The sequence below is a fragment of the Clavibacter tessellarius genome, assembly GCF_001618005.1.
Taxonomy (GTDB): Bacteria; Actinomycetota; Actinomycetes; order Actinomycetales; family Microbacteriaceae; genus Clavibacter; species Clavibacter tessellarius_A.
In genome coordinates this window covers 34,952-56,034 of sequence record NZ_LQXA01000042.1, presented here as the reverse complement: position 1 = coordinate 56,034, position 21,083 = coordinate 34,952, and the positions used below count along the sequence as shown (strand labels likewise).

Here is a 21,083-nt window from a genome sequence, read left to right as displayed (position 1 = left end):
CGCCGCGACGCATCGCGGCGGGCCCTCGGGGGGGGCGGTGGATCAGGCGGGCAGGTCCGTGGGCGCGTCGCCCGCGCCGGACGCGGTGTCGGCCGCGTCCTCGTCGGAGCCGAGCGAGTCGCCGCCGCTGGAGAGGCCGCCGTCGCCGGGAGCCTCGTCGTCGTCGACGTGCTGGATGGACTCGCCGTCGGGGACCGTGCCGCCGACGGCGGAGTCGGAGTCGGCCTCACCCGGCATGGACTGCGTGACGCCCGGGGCGCCCTGGACGGTGGACAGGGGATCGATGTCGGAGTCGCTCATGCATCGACCGTACGCCGGAGCCCCGCGCGCGTCCGGGCGGGCGGGGCCCGGTGAGCGGGGCCCGGCCCGCGGGGCCAGGTGAGGGCCCTCAGACGGCGGGAGCGAGCGGCGCGGCGACCCCGTCGACGCAGCGGGTGAAGGCGCCGGCGAGCGCGTCGAGCTCCCGGGCGTCCGGGCGCGGATCCGGGAAGAGCGCACGCGCGTCCCCGGCCTCCCGTCCGGCGAACACCAGGGCGCGCTCGTGCAGGCGCCTGTCGCCGGCGGCGACGCACGCGTCGCCCATGGCGCCCAGGTGCTGCTCGACCCGCCCGTCGAGACCCGCCGCACGGGCGTGGGCCACCCGCCACAGGATCGGCGTGCGCGGGTTGTGCAGCGTCGTGCTCGCGACGACGCGGTCGACGGCGGCGTCGAACTCCTCGACGGGGAGGACGGGAAGTCCGAGCCGGGACCGGGTGCGGATCAGCTGGCAGACCTGGAGGGCCGTGGCGGGCGCCGACGCGCTCGGTGCGGCGGGGGGCGCGTCGTCGAGCCCGGCGACGTAGTCGAGCGCCACGTCGAGCAGCGGGCCACCGCTGTCGCCGCTCTCCTCGGCCGCGCGCCGCGCGAACGCGAGCGCCTCCCGCTCGTCGCCGACGGCGACGAGCGTCTTCAGCAGCGAGATCCGGCTGCGCAGCCGCAGCATGAACATGGCCCCGCCGAGCACCGCCGGGCTCGCGTCCCGGCCGCGCACGAGGTCCACGCCCCGGATCTCCGGGCGATCCGGCTGCCGGCCGCTCGACAGCTCGTGGACCTCCCGGAGGAGCGCGATCGCGGCGCGCGGCTCACCGGAGTACCGCAGGAGGTCGGCGTGGTTGATGACGCATTCGATGCCGAAGCGGATCGCGTCCGGGTCCGTGCGCATCAGCCGGTCGGCCGCCTGGATGCCGCGGTCGAGCAGCGCGGACGCCTGCGCCGCCCGGCCCGACCGGGCGAGCACGAGCGTGAGCGTGTTCAGGGCGAGGAAGAGACGGTCGGGCGTGCGGTCGTCGACGCCGTCGACGTAGCGCCGGGCGTTGTCGACCAGCTCCGAGGTGCGCCACAGCTGGGGCGGCGTGTCGATGAGCGTCTCGTTGATCATGCGGTGGTCGGCCTCTTCCCGTGGGGCGCCGGCTGTCCGGCGCTCATGATGCGCCGTGGGCGCCCCGCGCCTCGGGGCCGCGGGCGAGGCCGCGGCGAGGATCGAGACGGGAGGCCCACGTTAGGCCTCCGGAGCACGGGGCGCCCGGCCCCTCCACACCCGCGGCCCACGCAGGAGCGCGCCGCCCGCGATGCGGACGGCGCGCTCGGAGACGGCGGTTCAGTCGATGCGCTTCAGGCCCTCGAGGCGGCCGAGCAGGTCGCGGTCCTGCGCGTCGAGGTCGCCCTCGGCCGCGACGATGCGGATGGCGGCCTCGAAGTCGAGGTCCTGGTCGTCGGCGACGCCCGCGACGTCGGCCACGACCCAGAGGAAGCTGACGAGCTCGGGGAGGATCTCGGACAGCACGGCGTCCGGGAAGATCGCCGCGGCCTGGCGGAACATGCGGTCGGTGGCCGGGCCGCCGAACGCGTGGTCGATGTCGGCGACGATGCCGTCGTCCTCGTCGAGGTCGGTCGAGATCCAGTTGGCGACGTGCTCGCCGTCGAGGAGGATCGCGGAGATGAACAGGGGCTCGCCGCCCGATTCGCTCTCGACGATCTCGGTGATCGTGTAGCCGGCGACGCCGGGAGGCGTGAGAGGGGAGTCGTCATCCATGCGCCAATGCTATCCACCCGCGGCTCCCCGGCGGGCGGGATCCCCGACCCGTCGTCGCCGGATCGCGCGCCCGCCGCGGGTAGCCTCGACGGGTGATCCCCGCCGCCGACCTCCTGCCCGCGCCCGCGGCGGATCCGGCGACCGGCGCGGGGGAGCGCGCCGCCCCCGCGATCCTCGACCCGGCGGACTGGCGCGACCGGGCCGACCGCCACGGGGAGCGCGCCGACGCCTTCTCCGCGGGCTTCCGCGAGCGCCGCCTCGCGGGCCGCACGCACGAGGTGGACGACTTCCTCTTCACCTACTACCCGCACAAGCCGTCGCTGCTGCGCCGCTGGCATCCGGGCGCGGGCGTCGTGCTCGCGGGCGCGGCGGGCGAGGAGCGCGCGGCCTGGCGCTGGTACGCCGCGGCCGACGACGCGACGGACGGCGGCGTCCGCGTGGACGCGTCCTCGTACCTCGAGGCGCGCGGGTCCACCGCCTCCTTCGTCGAGCGGATCCTCTCCCGCACCGCCGCCCGCCCCGGCCGCTTCTCCTGCTTCGGCCTGCACGAGTGGGCCATGGTCTACAGGGTGGGGCCGGGTGAGCAGCGGCACGAGCGGCTGCCGCTGCGCCTCGGATCCGCCGCGACCGACGAGGTCGTCGAGACGCACCGGCTGGCCTGCACCCACATCGACGCGTTCCGCTTCTTCACGCCCGAGGCCGTGCCGCGGAACGCCCTGGCGCCGACCCGCGAGACGCAGCCCGACCTCGAGCAGCCCGGCTGCCTGCACGCCGGGATGGACGTCTACAAGTGGGCGACGAAGCTCGGCCCGCTCGTCGCCGGGGAGGTGCTGCTCGACGCGTTCGAGCTGGCCCGGGACATCCGCTCCCTCGACATGCGCGCGAGCCCGTACGACGTCTCGGCACTGGGGCTCGAGGCCGTGCGGATCGAGGAGCCCGCGGGCAAGGCGCGCTACGCGGCGGAGCAGCGCGGGTTCGCCGAGCGGTCGAACGCGCTGCGGCAGCGGATCCTCGGCGAGCTCGCGCACGCGCGCCGCGTCGCCGCCGCCGGGCTCTGACGCGGGACCGGTCCGTCCGTCGCGGGAGCCGCGGCTGCGCCGGACGGGCGTGCGGACGTCACGGGATCAGCGTCCGCGCATGCCCTCGGGATCGCGCAGCCGCTCGATGTCGCGCCGGTCGCGCTTCGTCGGCCGCCCGGCGCCGCGGTCGCGCACGACGGTCGCCGGCGCGGCGTCCCGGGGCGGCGGCGGGGGAGTGAGGTCGGTCATCGCCTCGGCCGCGACGGCGGGACCGACGCGCTTCACGAGCGTGCGGCGCACGACGAGGATCCGCTCGGCGCCCGCGACGCGCACCCGCACCCCGTCGCCCGGCCGGACCGCCTGCGAGGCCTTCGCGCGCTCGTCGCCGACGCGCACGTGGCCCGCCCGGCACGCGGCCGTCGCCTGCGACCTCGTCTTGTAGACGCGCACGGCCCACAGCCAGCTGTCGACCCGGACGGCCGCCTGGCCGCCGGGGAGCGGGGCCGGCGCGTCGTCGATGGGCATGCCCCGACCCTAGGCGACGGCTCCCCGGTACGCTGACCGGAGCATGTCGATCTCCCGCCGCACCCTCCTCGCCGCCTCCGCGTCGGGGCTCTCGCTCCTCGGGCTCGCGGCGTGCACGCGGACGACCCCCGCCCCCGCGACGCCCCCGGCCACGCCGCCCGGCACGTCGACCCCCGGCCCCACGCCGACGATCACCGCGGCGGGCGTGCCCGAGCCCGTCGCCTTCGCGCGCTCCGACTGGTCGGGCGATCCCTTCGCGCGCGGGGCCGGCAGCTACCTGCGTCCGGGCGCGACCTCGGCCGACCGCGATGCGCTCGCCCGTCCCGTGGCCGACCGCCTCTTCTTCGCGGGCGAGGCCACGAGCGCGGACCGTCCGGGCACGGTCGCCGGCGCGCACGCGTCCGGGCTGCGTGCCGCCGCCGAGGTCCAGCGGGCGGGCGCCGGATCCGAGCGGATCGCCGTCGTCGGCGCCGGCATCGCGGGCGCGGCCGCCGCCCGCGCCCTCCGCGACGCGGGACACGACGTCGTCCTCGTCGAGGCGCGCGCGGACCTCGGCGGCCGGATCCGGGCGGTCACCGGACCCGACTGGCCCCAGCCCGCGGAGCTCGGCGCGCTCTGGATCGCCGCCGACCCCGACGGCGCCCTCCGCGACGCCGTCGAGGCGGCGGGCCTCTCCCGCTACGGGCTCGCGCTCGTGGCCGAGGACCGCGGCCCCGACGGGAAGGTGCTCGAGCCCTCGACCGCCGGATCCGACGCCCTCGCCGCCGCGCGCACCTGGGCGCGCACCCGGTCGGCCGATGCGAGCGTGTCCGCCGCCCTCCTCGCCACCGGCGGCGACGCTCTCGCGATCGAGGGCGGAGCGGCCTCGCCGGCCTCGCGCCTCGCGGGCCTCCTCGCCACCGACGTCGCCATCGCGCACGGCGCGGCGCCCGGCGACCTGTCCGCGGCCCACGGCCTCGACGAGCCCGTGCCGGTCGCCAACGTCGCCGTCACCGGCGGGTTCGCGGGTCTCGTGCAGCACCTCCTGCGCGACCAGCGGATCGACGTGCTCCGCGAGTCCACCGTCTCGCGCATCTCCTACGGGAACGGGCGCGTGGGCATCCGCCTGGGATCGGGTGAGTCGCTCTCCGTCGACCGCGTGGTCGTCACGGTCCCGCTCGGCGTGCTGCAGGAGGGCGCCATCGCCTTCGACCCGGCGCTCCCCGCTTCGCACGACACGGCCATCCGGGCGCTCGGGGCCGGCCGCGCCGACCGCGTGTGGCTGCGATTCCGCGAGCCGTTCTGGTCGACGACCGCCACCGTCTGGACCTCGCACGACGCGGGCGGCAGCCACACCCGCTGGTACAACCTGCTGCCGATCACGGGCGAGCCCGTCCTCATGGCCGAGGTCGGGGCCCAGGCCGCCGAGCGGGTCGCGCGGATGGACGACGCGACCCTGCGCGAGGCGGCGCTGCGGACGCTCGCGCCCTTCGCCGATCCGGCGCTCGTCGCGGACGGCACGGCCACGCAGACGCCCGCGCCCGACGGCAGCGCGACCCCGGCGCCCTAGGCGGGACCGGAGGCGTCGGCGGCCCGCGACGACGCGTCGCGACGCTCCTCGGCGTCGGCGAGCTCGCGTCGGCCGGCCGCGACGGCGGAGGGCAGGAGCATGTCCAGGGGCGTGCCCAGCAGGAGCTGCGCCGTCGACTCGTCGGTGTCGAGCAGCGCGCGGATCCGGGCCACGGCGTCCGCGGCGGACGCCGCCCGGGCGAGCTCCCCGGCGAGCGCCACGAGCGCGTCGCCCGCGGCGGTCCGCGCCCGCAGCCACGCGATGGTCGCCTCGCGGGAGCGACGCACGGCGTCGGCGTCGTGCCGCGGCACCCGCGCGACGGCGGCGCACCGGCGCGCGATCATCTCCGCCGTGATCGTCACGCGGAGAGGCTCGGCGGCGCGGACGTGCGGGCTGATCAGGACCGCGTGCACGTCGTGCGGGCCGGGCTCCAGCTCCGCCCAGTCGCCGTCGGGGATCGAGACGGGGACGCGCGTGCGATCGCCGGGGTCGAGCGCCACCGCACGCCGCGGGCCTCCCGCGAACGCGAACGCGATCCCCGGCGGTGGCGCGCCCGGGGCCGTGATGGCGCCGAAGGCGAGCAGCGACTCGCCCGTCGGGATCCAGCGCGCGTCCCCTTCGTTCACCACGTCGACGACGACCGCCTCCGGATCGCCGTCGCGCGTCATGACGGTCGGCCAGCGCAGCTCGAGGCCGTGGCCGCTCGGACCGGCATCGCCGGGCGGTCGCGCGTCGGGGAGGGTCACCGTCCGATGCTCGCACGGCGGCGCCGGGCCGGGTCGGACGCGTCGTCGGGCGACCCGTCGTGCTCCGCCGGGGCGTCGGCGCGACCGGGGTCGGCCGGGGCGTCCGCCGTCCCGTCGGCCCCGCGGTCGCGCGATGCCGTCCGTCCGTGCGCCGAGGGCACGTCCGCCGGCCGGATCCGGCTGAGCGCGACGACCACGGCCGTGATCGCCGCGAGCACCCCCGCCACGAGCGCGAACCAGGCCGCGATGCCGAGCGGCACGCCGACCTGCGCCGGGTCCATGAAGAAGTACGGGTACCAGCCGACGCGCGGCCCGCGCACCTCCGTGAACGCGCACCACGCCACCGGGTACGCCATCGCCCAGCCCACGGCCGGCCAGGGGACGCGCGGGCGACCGGGTGCGAGGGTCCAGTCGAGGAGCGCGTAGGCCGGCAGCACGAAGTGCAGGAGCCGGCTCGACCACGGCACCTCGACGTGGTAGGACTGCGCGCTCGACTCCAGCACGATGAGCCCGAACACGACGCCGGAGACCACCATGTAGCTGACGACGATCGCGCGGACGGCCGCCATCAGGCGCGGCTCGACCCCGCCGCGGAGGGCGTGCACGCCGGAGGCGGCGAGCACGACGACCCCGGCCATGCCGCTCTGCGTCGTGAAGTAGCTGAACCAGTTGGCCGTCGCGAAGCTCGTGAAACCCTGCACGTAGTCGAGGTCCCCGGCGAGCGCGATCGCGCCCACCACCGCGGCGATGAGGCGCACGGCACCGAGGATCCTCTGCACGGCACTCCGATCGCGGCCGACTCGAGGCTGCCCGGCCGCATCCAGTCTACGAACGCGAGTCTCACGATCGCCTCCGCGCCCTCGCGCGCCGCGGCCGGGGACGGCAGGATGACGCGCATGAGCCCTTCATCGAGATCCACCACCCAGCAGGTGCAGTTCGGGTCCTTCGGCGGCGTCGACGTCCTCGAGGTCGTCGACGTCCCGCGTCCGTCGCCCGGACCCGGCGAGGTCCTCGTGGAGGTGTTCGCGGCGGGCATCAACCACATCGAGGCGTACATCCGCCAGGGCCGGTTCCCCGACGAGGTGCCGACCGCGTTCCCCAACGGGCAGGGCAGCGACTTCGCCGGCTGCATCGCGGCCGTCGGCGAGGGCGTGACCCGGTTCAAGAAGGGGCAGGACGTCCTCGGCCACACGGTCATGGCCGCGCACGCGACGCACGTGGTCGTGCCCGCGGGCAACCTCGTGCTGAAGCCCGCGCAGCTCCCGTGGGAGATCGCGGGCGGCCTGTTCCTCGCCGGACTCGTGGCGCACGACGTGCTGCACGCCGTCACGGTGGGCGAGGGCGACACCCTCGTCGTCACCGCGGCGGCCGGCGGCGTCGGCAGCATCCAGGCGCAGCTCGCGATGCGGCGCGGCGCCCGGGTCATCGGGACGTGCGGCGAGCGCAACTTCGACTACCTGCGCCAGATCGGCGTCACGCCCGTCGTCTACGGCGACGGCCTCGCCGACCGGATCCGGAAGGCGGCCCCGAACGGCGTGCAGGGCTTCGTCGACAACTTCGGCGGCGGCGAGCACGTGGCCGAGGAGCTGGGTGTCGCGGGCAAGCGCTTCAGCTCGAGCGACGACCGCCGGGAGCTCGAGCTCGAGGCCGTGCTGCCGCCCGTCGAGGAGGACGACGTGCACCGCTCGCGCACGCTCGCCACGGTCGCGGAGCTCGCCGCCAAGCGCGAGGTCGACGTGCTCGTGTCCGGCTTCTACCCGCTCGCGGAGGTACAGGACGCGTTCGACGACCTGGAGCGTCGGCACGCGCGCGGCAAGATCGTGCTCGGCATGCGGCCCGTGCACTACCCGGGCGACCGCCGCAGCACGGCGAAGGCGCGCGACGTGGCGGAGGGGCGCGCCTGACCCGGAGCCCCGCTCGGCGGGCGTCGTCAGCGGGCGACGACCTCGGCGGGCTCCGGCTCCGCGGGGCGCTCGATGTGGGCCTCGCGCCAGAGCAGCAGGTCGCGGACGGCGGGGGACTCGTCGCACTCGAGCAGCGCGACCGCTGCCGGCGGTGTCGCGTCGTTGACGGCGAGCCAGGAGCGCACGCGCTCCGAGGTGTCGCCCACGAGCACCGTCAGCACCTCGGCGGGCGCGACCGGGTTGCGCGCGAGGCAGGCGCGGACGCCCTCGTCGGCGTCGTGCGCGAGCGCGTGCTGCACGTCGAGCGGCGCGTGGCGGCTGCTGGCGACGCTCTCGCGCACCTTGGGGTCGCGGTGCTCGGCGAGCAGGCGCAGGCGGCGGATCTTGCTGGGGGTGACCTCGGGCGCGGGATGCAGCGCGGCGGCCTCCTCCGCGGTGAGGACGGCGGGCGCGGTCCGGTGCAGGGCCTCGAGCTGCGCGGCGGTGGTGAACCTGATGCACGACATGCCCCGACGCTATCGAAGGAGCGCGTGAGATGGTGGGGCCATGACCGCCGAGCGCCCGCCCGAGCCCCCGCGCGGGGTGCCCCGAGACAGCGGCGACGCCTGGGTCGAGAGCCCCGAGGGCCAGCGCTACTGGGGCGCGTTCGGGGCGGCGGGCCTGCTCGTGCACGATCCCGACCGCGGCGTGCTCCTGCAGCACCGGGTCGCCTGGAGCCACCACGGCGGCACGTGGGGGTTGCCCGGAGGCGCCCGCCACGCGGGCGAATCCGCCGTCGACGGAGCCGCGCGCGAGTCGGCGGAGGAGGCGGGCGTGCCGCCGGCGGGGATCCGCCCGCTGCTCGCGACCGTGCTCGACCTCGGCTTCTGGAGCTACACGACCGTCACCGCGCGCGTCCTCCGGCCCTTCGCGCCCCGCGTCGCGGACGCGGAGAGCATCGAGCTGCGCTGGGTGCCCGTCGACGAGGTCGACGCGCTGCCGCTGCACCCGGGCTTCGGCGGATCCTGGCCGATGCTGCGCGGGGAGCTCGCGCGGGACGTGACGCTCGTGGTCGACACCGCGAACCTCCTCGGCTCCCGGCCCGACGGGTGGTGGCGCGACCGGGCGGGATCCACGTCCCGTCTCCTCGCCGGGCTCGACCTGCTCGCGCGCGACGGCCTGCCCGCGGACGACCTCGGCCTGCCCGGCGCCGTGCGGTGGCCGGACGTCGTCGCGGTCGTGGAGGGGCAGGGGCGCGGCGCGTCGCTTCCCGCGGCACCCGTCGCGGATCCGGCCGAGCCCACCCTGCGCGCGCCCGGCGTGGCCGTGGTCGCCGCCCCGGCCGACGGCGACGCGGAGATCGTGCGCGTCGTCGGGGCGGCCCGCGACGCCGGACGCGAGGTCGTCGTCGTCACGGCGGACCGCGGGCTCGTCGCGCGCGTCGAGGGGCTCGGCGCGCGCGTGACGGGGCCCGGTCGGATCCGCGCGCTGCTCGACGCGCGCGCGGACCGCGACGCGGACTAGCGGCTCAGCCCGCCAGGGCCGCGAGCGGCGGCGCCGGCACGGCAGCCGTCAGGGCGTCCGTGATCCCGGCCCGCCAGAGGGCGTGCAGCGCCTCCGCGGTCGGCCGGTCGCGCGCCGCCAGCACGCCGCCGGACGCGGGGAACAGCGTGTCGTCGCCGTCCGCGTCGAGCACCACGCCGCCCGCCTCGCGCACGATGAGCGTCGCCGCGAGGTGGTCGACCGGCCCGAAGGACCCGATCACCGCGCCCGCGCCGTGCCCGAGCGCGATGCCCGCGACCGTGAGCGTGCCGGATCCCATGACCCGCATCGTGCAGAACCGGTCGGCGAGCGCCGCGAGCAGCGGCAGCATCCCCGGCCACGGCGCGTGCCCGGCGAGCTCCGTGCTCACCATGCGGCCCCGCAGCGGATCGGCGTCGGGCGCGACCCCGTGCGGCGTCGCCGCGAGGTCGATGCGTTCCCCGTCGCACCAGGCGCCCTCGCCCGCGGCGGCTTCCACGACCGTGCCGCGCCACGGATCCGCGACGATCCCCACGACGGGCGTCCCGTCCACGACGAGCGCGAGCGAGAAGCTCGTCCAGGGCACGCCGTTGGCGAGGTTCGCGGTGCCGTCGACGGGGTCGAGGTACCAGCACGGGCGGCCGGGCACGGCCTCGCCGCCGTACTCCTCGCCGACCAGCACGTGGTGCGGGAACTGCGCGCCGATCACGTCGCGCACGTCGCGCTCGACGGCGCGGTCGATCTCGGTCACGTGATCGGCGGGGTTGGCCTTGGTGTCCACGTCGCCCACCTCGTGCGAGCGGACGCGCTGCACGGCCCACCCGGCGAGGTCGCGCGCGACGGCGCGGGCCCGGATCCGCTCGGCGGCGGGCGACCCGGCCTCCGCGGCACCGGCCTCGCTGCGCGCGAGCACCTCGAGGAGGAGCGGCAGCCGGTTCGTGGTGATGGCGTCCACCCCGATGGAGGCGAGCCACGCCATCTGCTCGGGCGCGTCGACCGTCCACGCCGCGACGCGGGCGCCCTGGGCGTGCACCGCCTCGACGAGCGCGCGGCCCACGAGGAGGTGCGGCATGTTGACGACGGCGGGCCGGAGCTCCGCGAGCTCGCCCGCGGTCGGCGGCACGGCGTCGGCCCAGGGCAGCCAGATCACGGCGTCGGCGTCGAGCGAGCGGATGACCCGCATGCCGCCGAGGTGCCCGCACCAGGCGACGCGCGGCGTGCGCGGCGCCCGGGCGACGACCGCGTGGGCGGCGGCGGCGGGATCCGGCGACGCCATGTCGATGACGAGCTCCACGTCGGTGCCCGCGAGCAGCTCGAGCGCCTCGGCGAGGAGCGGGATCCGCAGGTCGCCGCCGCCGAGATCGCGGACGACGGCCGCGTCCACGTCCGCGACGCGCGCGTCGAGGCCCCACAGGCGCTCGAGCGTCGCGTCGTGCACGAGCACGACCTCGCCGTCGCGCGTGACCTGCACGTCGACCTCGACGGTCGTCGCGCCGGACTCCGCGGCCGAGCGGATCGCGGCGAGCGTGTTCTCGCGGTGCCGGGAGGAGTCGCCGCGGTGGGCGGTCGCGGTCGTCATCGGATCTCGTCCGATGCCGTCGTCGCGGTCGACGCCGGCGTGCTGGCCGTCGATCCCACGAGCGTGCCGCCGCGATAGTGCCGGACGTCCCGGAGCGTCACGGTGCCGCCGTCGCCCACGGAGGGCGCGACGCCGGTCGTGAGGGCACGCACTTCCACGCCGCCCGCGTCGAGCACGAGCTCCTGGAAGTGGCCGTGCGGGAGGACTCGGCGCACCACGACGGAGGTCGCGTCCGCCTCCGAGCGCGGACCGCGCGGCGCGAAGGCGACGTGCTCGGGACGCACCGCCCACACGTCGGGGTCGGCGGAGGTGGGCGCGAAGGCGACGGGTGCCTCGGCGCCGACCGTCTCCGGCGTCGTGCCCGACAGGCGCGGCGCGGGCAGCAGGTTCATGCTGCCGATGAACGACGCCACCACGAGCGTCCGCGGGTGCGCGTACAGCTCGGTCGGGGCCGACACCTGCTCGATGCGGCCCTGGTGCATCACGGCGACGCGGTCGGAGATGGCGAGCGCCTCGTCCTGGTCGTGCGTGACCATGACGGTCGTGATCCCCAGGCGCTGCTGGATGTCGCGGATCTCCTCGCGCACCTTCACGCGCAGCTTCGCGTCGAGGTTCGACAGCGGCTCGTCGAGGAGCAGCAGGTCGGGCTCCTGCACGATGGCGCGGGCCAGGGCCGCGCGCTGCTGCTCACCGCCCGAGATGTGCGCGGGACGCGAGTGCGCGTGGTGCGCGAGGTTCACGGTCTCGAGGGCGGCCATCACCCGACGGGCGATCTCGTCCTTCGGCAGCTTCCGGAGCGTCAGCGGGAAGGCGACGTTCTTGAAGACCGTGAGGTGCGGCCACAGCGCGTAGTTCTGGAACACCATCGCGCTCGGCCGCTTGTCGGGGCCGGACGCGGTCACGTCGCGGCCGCCGATCACGACGGAGCCGCGGTCGGGCTCGAGGAACCCGGCGATCATCCGGAGCGTCGTGGTCTTGCCGCAGCCGGACGGGCCGAGGAGCGCGACGAGCTCGCCGCGCGCGACGTCGAGGTGGAGGTCGTCGACGATGGTGCGGCCGCCGAGGTCCTTGGAGAGGCCGGCGACGACGAGGCCCGACGCCGGACGCGTGCCCGTGCCGTCGTCGTGGGGGAGCGGCGCTGTCGCCGTGGTGGGGGATGCGGATGCGGACATGACCGGCCTAACGGATCTGGAAGCCCTCGGCCAGACGCCCGCCCATGATGTGGCGGCGGGCGAGCAGGAGGAGGGCGACGGAGGGCAGGGAGAGGAGGATCGAGAACACCGCGGCGACCTGCACCGGGTGGTTGAGGACCAGCGAGTACATCTCGGTCGGCATCGTCATGTAGACCGGTGCCCCCACGAGGTACGTGCCCTGGGCCTCGTCGAACGCGGCGAGGAACGACATGAGCACGGCGACGAGGATCCCGGGCAGCGCGAGCGGCAGCGTCACGTGCAGGAAGGTCCGCACGCGTCCGGCGCCCGCGTCGCGCGCGGCCTCCTCGAGGGAGCGCGGCACGGCGCTGAACGCGGCGGCCGGGATCCAGGTCATGAAGACCACGGTGCCGATGAGCTGCACGATGACGATGCCCGTCACCGTGTTCATCAGGTGCAGCCCGTAGAAGAGCGACGCCATCGAGACGAAGAGGCCCATCTTGGGGAACGCGTTGGTCGCGAAGAGGCCCACCAGCAGGATCCGCCGCCCGGGGAACTGGAACCGCGAGAACGCGTAGGCGGCCGGCAGGCACACGAGCGCCGAGACCAGCACCGTGATGGGCGCGAAGTACAGCGAGTTGCGGACGGCCGCGCCGAGCTCGGCGTCCGAGAACACGACCTGCCACCAGTCGAGGGTGAGGCCGGCGGGGAGGAGGCTCGGGTAGTCCCACGAGGTCGCGAACGCGTGCGCCGCGAGCCACAGCAGCGGCCCGAGGACGAAGACGGCGACGACCGCGAAGAGCGCGGCCTGGACCCCGCCGCGGGCGGAGAGGAGCGCGCGCATCAGACCCGGCCCTCCGCCTTCGCGGAGCGGAAGTTCGCCCGCACGTAGAGGAACGCGATCCCCGACGCCAGGACGAACACCACGATGGCCATGACGATGGACTGCTGCGGGTGGTTGAAGCCCGTGAAGTACTTCGAGATGTCGACGCCGAGCATGCTGGGCGCGTTCGGTCCCGTGAAGTACGGCACCGTGAAGGAGCCGAGCACGCCGATCGCCGTGAAGGTCGTCGCGATGACGAGCGGGATGGCGGCGAGCGGCACGAGCACGCGGGTGACGATCGCCCAGGTGGACGCGCCGGCGTCGCGCGCCGCCTCGATCATGGCGTCGGGGATGCCCTGCACGCCCGAGGTGGCCATGAGCGTGGCGAAGGGGAGGCTCGTCCAGACGGATCCGATGACCACCGCGACCGTCGTGTAGCCCCACGTCGGCCCCTCGAGGCCGATGAGCGCGAAGACCGTGCGCACGAACCCGTCGCCCGAGTAGAAGGTGAGGATCGCCCACGACGCGATGACGACGGGGATGAACAGCGGGATGACCGCGAGCCCCGCGAAGAGCGTCGCGAGCCGGCCGCCGCGGAGGCGGAGGTTGAGCGAGATCGCCAGGGCCAGCGCGATCACGATGGCAGTGGAGACCACCGTGACGACGACGGTCACGCCGAGGTCGCGCAGGAAGCGCGGGTCCTGGAACACGTCCGCGTACGCGTCGAGCGTGCCCCACCAGTCGGTCGCGGTCCGCGTGCCGAGGCCGATGGACGCGATGGTGCTGTTGAGCCCGCCGGTGTGGCCGAGGCTGAACCCGATGGCGAGCACCACCGGGATCCCGACGAACACCGCGAGCAGCAGCGCGGGCGGGAGGGCGAGCGCGAGGCCGATGCCGGCGCGGCGCGCGCCCGGGGACACCCGGGTCGCGCGCCGTGCGGGGGCGACCGGCGCGGCGGGGGCCGACTGCCGGATCGCCGTCACTGGCCGGGCACCTTCTGGTCCCAGAGGTTCGCCATGTCCGACGCCATCTTGCTGTTGTAGCCGGGGCGCAGCTCGGTCGGGTCGGCGGACGCGAACTGGGCCTTGAGGTCCTCCGGCACCTGGTCGAGCGCGATCACGGGGTAGCCCGCGATGGTGCTCGCGACGACGGCCTGGCCCTCCGCGGAGAGCACGTAGTCGGCCAGCTTCTGGGCGACGTCCGCGTGCGCGGCCGTCTTCGGGATGCCGAGGAAGGACGCGTGGCCGGTGAAGGAGGGGTTCGAGATCTGCGCGTACTTCACCGTGGAGGGCAGCGTGCCGGACTTCTGCGCGGTGATGACCTGGTCGCTCCAGACGGGGGCCATCTCGATGGCGCCCGTGCCGAGCAGGTCGAGCACCTGGTTGTTGCCGTTCGGGTACACCCCGCCCTGGTACATGGCGGGGTCGAGGCTCTTCAGCTGGTCGAAGCCGGCGTCCCACGCGCCCTCGAGCGACTGGTCGTAGCCGGTCGTCATCTTCTCCCGCGTGGCGTCGTCGAGGTGGGAGTCGAGCACGGTCGTGACGAACGCGCTGCCCGAGCCGCCCGTCGCGGGCGAGTTGTAGGCGAACTCGCCCGGGTTCGCGGTGATCCACGACAGCAGCTCGTCGAGGGTCTTCGGCGGCGTCGACACCTTGGTGGAGTCGTAGGCGAGGAGCACCGAGGACGCGCGGTAGGGGATCCCGAAGCCGCCGCCGGCCTGCACGGTCGCGTCGGGCACGGTGGCGAGGTTCGGGATGGTGCCGGCGGAGACGGGCGCGAGGAGCCCGCCGGTGCCGGCGGCCGCCGTGAAGCCCGCGTCGATGAGGTCATAGCCGGGGTCGGATCCGCCCTGCACCGAGCTCGTGAGCGTCGCCATGGTCTGGGCGTCGTGCTCGCCGTGGAGGTCGAGGGTCGTGGTGACGGAGGCGCCGGGGTTCGCCTTCTCGAACGCGGGGATGATCCCGTCGTCCCAGAGGGCCTTGACGTTGGTGTCGCCGGAGATGAAGACGCGGGCGCTGCCCGAGGCGTCGGTCACGGCGTGGTTCTGGGCCTGGGCCTCGCTGCTCGTGGTGGGCGCGCAGCCGGCGAGCGCGACGGCGGCGGACGCGGCGGCGGCGAGGGCGAGGAGGTGACGGCGGGGGATCACGGGTCGGGTGTCCTTCTGCTCGGGGGACGATGCGGATCGCATCGTTTCGATGGTGCGGCCCGCTGGTGGCCCGGACGTGAACGGAACGTTGCGATCCGGCTCCCCGAGGGCGAACGTGCGCGCCGGGGAGCGGGCCGTCAATAAGGTGAGCGGCATGAGGAGGAACTCACCCCGCAGCTCCGTGACGCTCGCCGACGTCGCCGCCCTCGCGGGGGTCTCGACCTCCACGGCGTCCCTCGCGTACCGCAGCACCGGGTCCATCACGCCGGCCACGCGCGCCCGGATCCTGCGCGCCGCCGCGGAGCTCGGCTACGCGGGCCCGGATCCGATGGCCCGCTCGCTCAAGAGCGGGCGCTCGGGCATCGTCGGCGTCGTGGTGGCGGGCAGCATCCGGCGCGCGTTCCAGAACCCCGTCGCCCTCGCGACCATGGCGGGCCTCTCGGAGGCGCTCGACGAGCTCGACGTGGGGCAGCTGCTCCTGCCCGGCCGCCGCGAGCCGCACGCCGGGGCCGCGCCGCTGCTCGAGGGCATGCCCGTCGACGCCGTCGTCTTCCTCACCCGCGGCGAGGAGGTCGACGCGCTCCTGCCGGGCCTCCGTGCGCGCCGCATCCCCATCGTCGGCGTCGAGGGGCCGCACGGCGACGGCGTCGCCGTGGTCGACATCGACGACGCCCGCGGTATGGGCGAGCTCGCGCGGCACGTCCGCGCGCTCGGCCACCGCCGCGTCGGCGTGCTGATGCGCACGACGCGCATCGAGGAGGACGGCCCGCCCGGACCGGTCGTGCCCGTCGGCCAGGGCCTCGAGGAGATCGTCAACCGCACCATCCGCGAGCGCCTCCGCGCGGCGCGCAGCGTCTTCCCCGACGCGGTCCGCGTGGAGGCCGGCGGACGTGACCTCGACGCGGGCGAGGCCGCGGCGGGCGTGCTGCTCGACCTGCCGTCGCCCCCCACGGCGATCCTCGCGCAGAACGACATGCTCGCCGCGAGCGCCCTGCAGGCGGCCGCCGCGCGCGGTCTCCGCGTGCCGGAGGACCTCACGGTCACGGGCTTCGACGGCGCCGACCTGCCCTGGCTCGGCCGCCGCCTCACCACCGTGGAGCAGCCGCTGCACGACCGCGGCCTGCACGCGGGGCGCATGGTGGGCGAGCTGCTCGCGGGGCGCGCGGCCGCGGACGTGGTGCTCCCGGTCCGCCTGCGCACGGGCGAGACCGCGGCCGCGCCCGCCTGAGCCGCGGGGCACGGGGCACGCCGCGGGGCGCGGGGCACGCCGCGGGGCGGGCGGAGGGGGCTACCGCCCCGCGGGATCCGTCACGAAGTCGATGAGCTGCTCGACCCGGCCGAGGAGCGCGGGCTCGAGGTCCTGGTACGAGCGCACCTGGCCGAGGATCCGCTGCCACGCCCGCGCGATGTCGGCCTGCTCCGCGTGCGGCCATCCGAGCGCGGCGCAGATCCCGTGCTTCCACTCGACGCTCCGCGGGATGACGGGCCACTCGCGGAGGCCCAGCCGCCCGGGCTTCACCGACTGCCACACGTCGACGTAGGGGTGGCCGACCACGAGCGCGTGCGCGCGGTGCGGCCCGCGGGCGACGGCCTCGGCGATGCGGCTCTCCTTGGATCCCGGCACCAGGTGGTCGACGAGCACGCCCACGCGGCGGCCCTTGCCCGGGCGGAAGCGGTCGAGCTCCTCGTCGAGGTGGTCGACGCCTTCGAGATACTCGACGACGACGCCCTCGATGCGGAGATCCTCGCCCCACACCTTCTCCACGAGCTCGGCGTCGTGCCGGCCCTCCACGAAGATCCGGCTCGGGAGCGCGACGCGGGCCTTGGCGTCGGCGACCGCGAGGGATCCGGACGCCGTGCGCGCGGGGCCGGCGGGCGCGGCGCGGGGCACGCGCAGGGCGACGGGCTCGCCCTCGAGCAGGAAGGACCCGCCGAGCGGGAACGTGCGCTGCTTCCGCTTGTAGTCCTCGAGCACGACCATGCCGGACTCGACCCGGACGATCGCGCCGCAGAACCCGGTGGACAGCTCCTCGACCACGAGGTCGCGCGTCGCGTCCTGCGGCCGGGGCGCCTTCTTCGCGGGCCCGCGCCAGCCGGCGGCGAGCACGTCCTGTCCGTAGCGGTCGTCGGGGGCGGGAGGCGGCGTCATCCTCCGAGGTTCTCACGGGACGCGTCGCGCACCCGGTCGACGAGCCGACGCCATGGGCCGTCCACCGCGGCCTCGCCGAGGCGCGCCTCGCGGTCGCCCGCGCGCACGAGGTAGACGAAGCGATCGGCGCCCGGGGTGGGCGCGGCGGGCTCGTCCCACGGGCAGGCGTCGACGAGCGCGCTCCAGCCGGCCAGCTCGTCGGCGCCGTCGTCCACGCGCACCGACCAGGTGCGGGTCATGCCCGCCATCCCGCCCGTGCGCGACACGGCGATCTCCACCTAGACCTCGATCCCGACGCCCTCCCACGCCGCCTGGACCGCGGCGACCTCGGACGCGCCCTCACCGTACCGCGCGGACGCCGCGTCGACCGTGGCCCGGGCGAAGGCGGCGAAGTCAGCGTCGGGGCGCACGGAGCCGGTCTCGATGACGTCGTACCAGACGCGGCCGGCGCCCTCCCAGGCCGTGCCCCCGATGCCGCTGGCCGCGAGGAAGAAGGCGCGGTTCGGGATCCCGGAGTTGATGTGGACGCCGCCGTTGTCCTCCGCGGTCTCCACGTAGTCGTCGAGATGGCCGGGCTGCGGATCCTTCCCGAGCACGTCGTCGTCGTACGCGGTGCCGGGAGCGCGCATCGAGCGGAGCGCGACGCCCGTCGACCGGTCGAGGAACAGCTCCGCCCCGACGAGCCAGGTGGCCTCGTCCGCGGTCTGCCCGAGCGCGTGCTGCTCCACGAGCACGCCGAACACGTCGGAGATCGACTCGTTGAGCGCGCCCGACTGGCCCTGGTAGACGAGGCCCAGCGTGAGCTCGGTGACCCCGTGGGTCAGCTCGTGGCCGATGACCGTGAGCGAGCGCGTGAACGGCGCGAAGACCTCGCCGTCGCCGTCGCCGAAGACCATGCGGGTGCCGTCCCAGAACGCGTTGTCGTACTCCTCGCCGTAGTGCACCGTCGCGAGCAGCGGCAGGCCGCGGTCATCCAGCGACTCCCGGCCGTAGACCTCGGAGAAGAGGGAGTAGGTGGCGCCGAGCCCGGCGTACGCCTCGTCCACCTCCCTGTCGCCCGTGTCGGGCGCGTCCTCGACCCGCACGGTGCGGCCGGGCAGCACCTCGCGGTTCCCCGCGTCGGAGATCGTGCGGTGGATCCCGGAGGGGTCGCGGTCGGCGAGCGCCGACGCGTCGGGTGCGGCGCCCGGTCCCCGCCGCTCGTGGATGAGCGGCCCCTGGTCGCGGAGGGCGCGGCGCGCGGCCTGGCGCGCGGCGGACATGCGGTCCGGGTCGGCCTCGGCGAGGCGGGTCAGCAGGTACGGCGGGAGGATCGTGCGTCTCATTCCCCGAGACTCGCACGGGGCGCCGACATCGTCACGGGTGCGGGCGGATCCCGCCCCGGGGTCGCGCCCCGGGGCCTCGTGCCGTACCGTGCCTCAGCCGGTCCAGCGGTAGCCGAGCTCCGGCCGGCCGGGCGTCCCGTACCGCGGCACGCGCTCCACCTGGCCGACGTCCGCGAGGTACTCCAGGTAGCGCCGGGCGGTCACCCGGGAGACGTCGAGCACGGACGACACCTCCGCCGCCGAGACGCCGTCCGCGGGGCGCTCGGCGGCCGAGCCGGAACCCCGGGCGATGCCGCGCACGAGGTCGAGCGTCTCCGCCGACATCCCCTTCGGCAGCCGGGCGTCCGTCGCGGGGGAGCGCAGCGCGGCGAGCGCCCGGTCGACCTGGAGCTGCGTCGTGCTGCCGCTCCCGGCGTCGAGGCCCTCGCGGTACCCGACGTAGGCCGCCATCTTCTCGGCGAACGCCGCGAACGTGAAGGGCTTGATGAGGTACTGCACGATGCCGGCGGTGACGGAGCTGCGCACCACGGCCTGGTCGCGCACCGCCGTCACCGCGACCACGTCGGTCGCCCAGCCCGCGGCGCGCAGCCGGCGGCACACCTCGAGCCCGTGCATGTCGGGGAGCGTCATGTCGAGGAGCACGAGGTCGATGCCGTCGGGCCCGGCCTCGGCGATGAGGCGCAGCGCCTCGCCGCCCGTGTGGGCCACGCCGACGACCTCGAACCCGTCGAGCCGGCCGGCGTACGCCGCGTGCGCCTCCGCGGTGAGCGCGTCGTCGTCGACGACCAGCACGCGGATCACGTGCGCACCCCCGTCGCGTCGTCGTCGCCCGCGCGGGCCGCGGACGACCCGCCGTCGCCCCGCCCCGCCCGCGGATCCGCCGGCAGCACGACCCGGAACCGGGCGCCGCCCAGCCGCGCGTCGGCGTCGCCCACCTCGACCGTGCCGCCGAGCCGCTCGGCCGTGCGCGCGACGAGCGCGAGGCCCACCCCGCGCGGCGCCCCGGCGTCCGGCTTCGTGGTCACCCCGAACTCGAGCACGCGCGGACGCACCGCGGGATCGACGCCGGGCCCGTCGTCCGCGACCTCGACGAGGAGCGCGCCGTCGTCCGTCCGCGCCAGCGCGAGCTCCACGCGACCCCGGTCGTCGCCGCGCGCGGTGGCGCGCGACGGATCGGCGGCCGCGTCGATGGCGTTGTCGACCAGGTTCCCCACGATGGTCACGAGGTCGGCGGGAGCGACGCCCGGGGCGCCCGTGCCGTCCGCGACGCGCACGGCGAGCTCGACGCCGCGCTCCGCCGCCTGCGCCGTCTTCCCGCGCACGAGCGCCTGGACGACCGGATCCGCGCCCTCGGCGAGGCCCCCCGCCGCGGCCCGCCGGTCGGTCTCGAGCTCCGACGCCGCGAGGGCGAGCGCCTCCCGCGGACGCTCCAGCTCGATGAGCGACACGATCGTGTGCAGCCGGTTCGCGAACTCGTGCGTCTGCGCCCGCATGGCGTCCGAGAGCGTCCGCAGCGTCGCGACCTCGCCCGACAGACGCTGGACCTCCGTCCGGTCCCGGAGCGTCGTCACCGTCCCGAGCCGGGCGGCGCTGCCGGTGCGGCCCGTCGGCAGCGCGGGGCGCTGCGTCACGACGAGGACCCGGCCGGAGGGCAGGTGCACGACCTCGTCGGCCGTCGTCCCGCCGGCGAGCAGCCGCTCGAGGGGCGCGGGCAGCCCGAGCGCGGCGACCTCGACGGGCCCGGCGGTCGGATCCACGTCGAGGTCGAGGAGCTCGGCCGCCTGGTCGTTGTGCAGCACGAGCCGCCGGTCGCGGTCCACGAGCACGATGCCCTCGCCCACGGAGTGAAGCACCGACTCGTAGTAGGCGAGCATCCGCGCCATCTCCTCGGGGCCGAGACCCCACGTCGTCCGCTCGAGCGACCTGCTGAGGAGGACCGCGCCCGCGGCGAGCAGCAGCGCGAGCGCACCGACCGTCCCGAGGAGCCCCGGCAGCCGCGCGCCCAGCACCTCGGAGACGCGCTCGACGGTCACGCCCGCGGACACGAGCCCGACGATCCCGCCCGCCGCGTCCCGCACGGGGACGACGGCGCGCACGCTGGGGCCCAGCGTTCCGGTGAAGGTCTCGGTCAGCGGACGTCCGGCGAGCGCGGGCCCGGTCGTGCCGAGGTAGCGCCGGCCGATCTGGTCGGGATCGGGGTGCGTGACGCGGACGGTGTCGCGGTCCATGATCGTGACGAAGTCCACGCCCGTGTCGCGCGTCACGTCGAGCGAGTAGTCGAGGAGCGCCGCCGTCGGATCCGCGGACGCCAGCCCCTCCGCCACCCGCGGCGAGTCGGCCACCGTCGTCGCGACGGCGAGGCTGCGGTCGGCCGCCGCCTGCTCCGCACGCTGGCGGGAGTCCGACCAGAGGGCCGCGGTGGCCGCCACCGCCACCACGAGGAGCACGGCGAGCTGGACCACGAGGAGCCGCGCGGCGATGCCGCGGGGGAGCGCGGGGCGCCGGCGTCTCGTCCGGCCCGGGCGTGCGGGGAGCGCGCGCTCCGCCATGCCGCCTCCTCGCCTCCGCGGCGGTCACCCCGGCAGGAACATTATGA

At 76.0% G+C, this 21,083-nt stretch carries 22 protein-coding genes; 5 read left to right on the top strand and 17 right to left on the bottom strand.

Annotation, left to right across the window (positions count from 1 at the left end):
* Positions 1–42: 42 nt before the first annotated feature.
* From AWH51_RS11235 to AWH51_RS11225, 3 genes are all read right to left on the bottom strand, one after another.
* Positions 43–300, bottom strand: a complete 258-nt coding sequence (locus tag AWH51_RS11235) for a hypothetical protein (RefSeq protein WP_063072159.1) — start codon at positions 298–300, stop codon at positions 43–45.
* Positions 301–388: 88 nt separating this feature from the next.
* Positions 389–1,417, bottom strand: coding sequence for a hypothetical protein (locus AWH51_RS11230; RefSeq protein WP_063072158.1), 1,029 nt, complete (start codon positions 1,415–1,417; stop codon positions 389–391).
* Positions 1,418–1,636: 219 nt separating this feature from the next.
* Positions 1,637–2,071 carry a hypothetical protein gene (locus AWH51_RS11225; protein ID WP_063072157.1) on the bottom strand — a complete coding sequence of 145 codons (435 nt, stop codon included), beginning with the start codon at positions 2,069–2,071 and terminating at the stop codon, positions 1,637–1,639.
* 92 nt (positions 2,072–2,163) lie between these two features.
* Between AWH51_RS11225 and AWH51_RS11220 the strand changes: the two genes are divergently transcribed.
* Positions 2,164–3,129, top strand: a complete 966-nt coding sequence (locus AWH51_RS11220; RefSeq protein WP_081235073.1) for a 3-methyladenine DNA glycosylase — start codon at positions 2,164–2,166, stop codon at positions 3,127–3,129.
* A gap of 66 nt (positions 3,130–3,195) precedes the next feature.
* Here AWH51_RS11220 and AWH51_RS11215 read toward each other — a convergent pair whose 3' ends face one another.
* Positions 3,196–3,615 carry an RNA-binding S4 domain-containing protein gene (locus AWH51_RS11215; protein WP_063072156.1) on the bottom strand — a complete coding sequence of 140 codons (420 nt, stop codon included), beginning with the start codon at positions 3,613–3,615 and terminating at the stop codon, positions 3,196–3,198.
* Positions 3,616–3,658: 43 nt separating this feature from the next.
* On the opposite strand from AWH51_RS11215, the gene AWH51_RS11210 reads away from it, so the two are divergent.
* Entirely contained in the window at positions 3,659–5,164 is a 1,506-nt protein-coding gene (locus AWH51_RS11210; protein ID WP_063072155.1) for a flavin monoamine oxidase family protein, read from the top strand.
* Here the strand turns inward: AWH51_RS11210 and AWH51_RS11205 are convergent.
* Both AWH51_RS11205 and AWH51_RS11200 read right to left on the bottom strand, forming a co-directional pair.
* Positions 5,161–5,910 carry a hypothetical protein gene (locus AWH51_RS11205; protein WP_063072154.1) on the bottom strand — a complete coding sequence of 250 codons (750 nt, stop codon included), beginning with the start codon at positions 5,908–5,910 and terminating at the stop codon, positions 5,161–5,163. The two genes, AWH51_RS11210 and AWH51_RS11205, sit on opposite strands and share 4 nt — an antisense overlap.
* Positions 5,907–6,689, bottom strand: coding sequence for a Pr6Pr family membrane protein (locus AWH51_RS11200; protein WP_081235071.1), 783 nt, complete (start codon positions 6,687–6,689; stop codon positions 5,907–5,909). The genes AWH51_RS11205 and AWH51_RS11200 overlap by 4 nt, the downstream gene beginning before the upstream one ends.
* 117 nt (positions 6,690–6,806) lie before the next feature.
* Between AWH51_RS11200 and AWH51_RS11195 the strand changes: the two genes are divergently transcribed.
* Positions 6,807–7,814: an NADP-dependent oxidoreductase gene (locus AWH51_RS11195; RefSeq protein WP_254654547.1), complete on the top strand. Its 1,008-nt coding sequence runs from the start codon at positions 6,807–6,809 to the stop codon at positions 7,812–7,814.
* Between the two features lie 26 nt (positions 7,815–7,840).
* On the opposite strand, the gene AWH51_RS11190 is transcribed toward AWH51_RS11195, so the two are convergent.
* Positions 7,841–8,320, bottom strand: coding sequence for a hypothetical protein (locus AWH51_RS11190; protein ID WP_063072151.1), 480 nt, complete (start codon positions 8,318–8,320; stop codon positions 7,841–7,843).
* A 40-nt stretch (positions 8,321–8,360) separates the two neighbouring features.
* On the opposite strand from AWH51_RS11190, the gene AWH51_RS11185 reads away from it, so the two are divergent.
* On the top strand, positions 8,361–9,317 hold the full coding sequence (locus tag AWH51_RS11185; protein WP_063072150.1) for an NUDIX domain-containing protein: 957 nt from the start codon (positions 8,361–8,363) through the stop codon (positions 9,315–9,317).
* 4 nt (positions 9,318–9,321) lie between these two features.
* On the opposite strand, the gene AWH51_RS11180 is transcribed toward AWH51_RS11185, so the two are convergent.
* From AWH51_RS11180 to AWH51_RS11160, 5 genes are read right to left on the bottom strand one after another with little or no spacing between them, the layout of a single operon-like run.
* Positions 9,322–10,893 (bottom strand): inositol monophosphatase family protein, encoded by a 1,572-nt coding sequence (locus AWH51_RS11180; RefSeq protein WP_063072149.1) that lies wholly within the window; start codon positions 10,891–10,893, stop codon positions 9,322–9,324.
* Complete coding sequence (locus AWH51_RS11175) at positions 10,890–12,065, bottom strand: ABC transporter ATP-binding protein (RefSeq protein WP_063072148.1); 1,176 nt, start codon at positions 12,063–12,065, stop codon at positions 10,890–10,892. The genes AWH51_RS11180 and AWH51_RS11175 overlap by 4 nt, the downstream gene beginning before the upstream one ends.
* Before the next feature lie 7 nt (positions 12,066–12,072).
* Positions 12,073–12,888: an ABC transporter permease gene (locus AWH51_RS11170; RefSeq protein WP_063072147.1), complete on the bottom strand. Its 816-nt coding sequence runs from the start codon at positions 12,886–12,888 to the stop codon at positions 12,073–12,075.
* Positions 12,888–13,850: an ABC transporter permease gene (locus AWH51_RS11165; protein WP_063072146.1), complete on the bottom strand. Its 963-nt coding sequence runs from the start codon at positions 13,848–13,850 to the stop codon at positions 12,888–12,890. Before AWH51_RS11165 ends, AWH51_RS11170 begins: the two co-directional genes overlap by 1 nt.
* On the bottom strand, positions 13,847–15,055 hold the full coding sequence (locus tag AWH51_RS11160) for an extracellular solute-binding protein (RefSeq protein ID WP_254654546.1): 1,209 nt from the start codon (positions 15,053–15,055) through the stop codon (positions 13,847–13,849). Before AWH51_RS11160 ends, AWH51_RS11165 begins: the two co-directional genes overlap by 4 nt.
* A gap of 112 nt (positions 15,056–15,167) precedes the next feature.
* Between AWH51_RS11160 and AWH51_RS11155 the strand changes: the two genes are divergently transcribed.
* Positions 15,168–16,241 (top strand): LacI family DNA-binding transcriptional regulator, encoded by a 1,074-nt coding sequence (locus AWH51_RS11155; protein ID WP_063072145.1) that lies wholly within the window; start codon positions 15,168–15,170, stop codon positions 16,239–16,241.
* A gap of 60 nt (positions 16,242–16,301) precedes the next feature.
* On the opposite strand, the gene AWH51_RS11150 is transcribed toward AWH51_RS11155, so the two are convergent.
* From AWH51_RS11150 to AWH51_RS11130, 5 genes are all read right to left on the bottom strand, one after another.
* Positions 16,302–17,162, bottom strand: a complete 861-nt coding sequence (locus AWH51_RS11150) for a DUF3097 domain-containing protein (RefSeq protein WP_063072144.1) — start codon at positions 17,160–17,162, stop codon at positions 16,302–16,304.
* On the bottom strand, positions 17,159–17,428 hold the full coding sequence (locus tag AWH51_RS11145; RefSeq protein WP_414146355.1) for a protealysin inhibitor emfourin: 270 nt from the start codon (positions 17,426–17,428) through the stop codon (positions 17,159–17,161). Before AWH51_RS11145 ends, AWH51_RS11150 begins: the two co-directional genes overlap by 4 nt.
* Before the next feature lie 12 nt (positions 17,429–17,440).
* The gene (locus tag AWH51_RS11140) at positions 17,441–18,487 is read right to left on the bottom strand and encodes a M4 family metallopeptidase (protein WP_063072142.1); all 1,047 of its coding nucleotides are present in this window, start codon (positions 18,485–18,487) and stop codon (positions 17,441–17,443) included.
* A 93-nt stretch (positions 18,488–18,580) separates the two neighbouring features.
* The gene (locus AWH51_RS11135; protein WP_063072141.1) at positions 18,581–19,288 is read right to left on the bottom strand and encodes a response regulator; all 708 of its coding nucleotides are present in this window, start codon (positions 19,286–19,288) and stop codon (positions 18,581–18,583) included.
* Positions 19,285–21,036: a sensor histidine kinase gene (locus AWH51_RS11130; protein WP_063072140.1), complete on the bottom strand. Its 1,752-nt coding sequence runs from the start codon at positions 21,034–21,036 to the stop codon at positions 19,285–19,287. Before AWH51_RS11130 ends, AWH51_RS11135 begins: the two co-directional genes overlap by 4 nt.
* Positions 21,037–21,083: the final 47 nt, after the last annotated feature.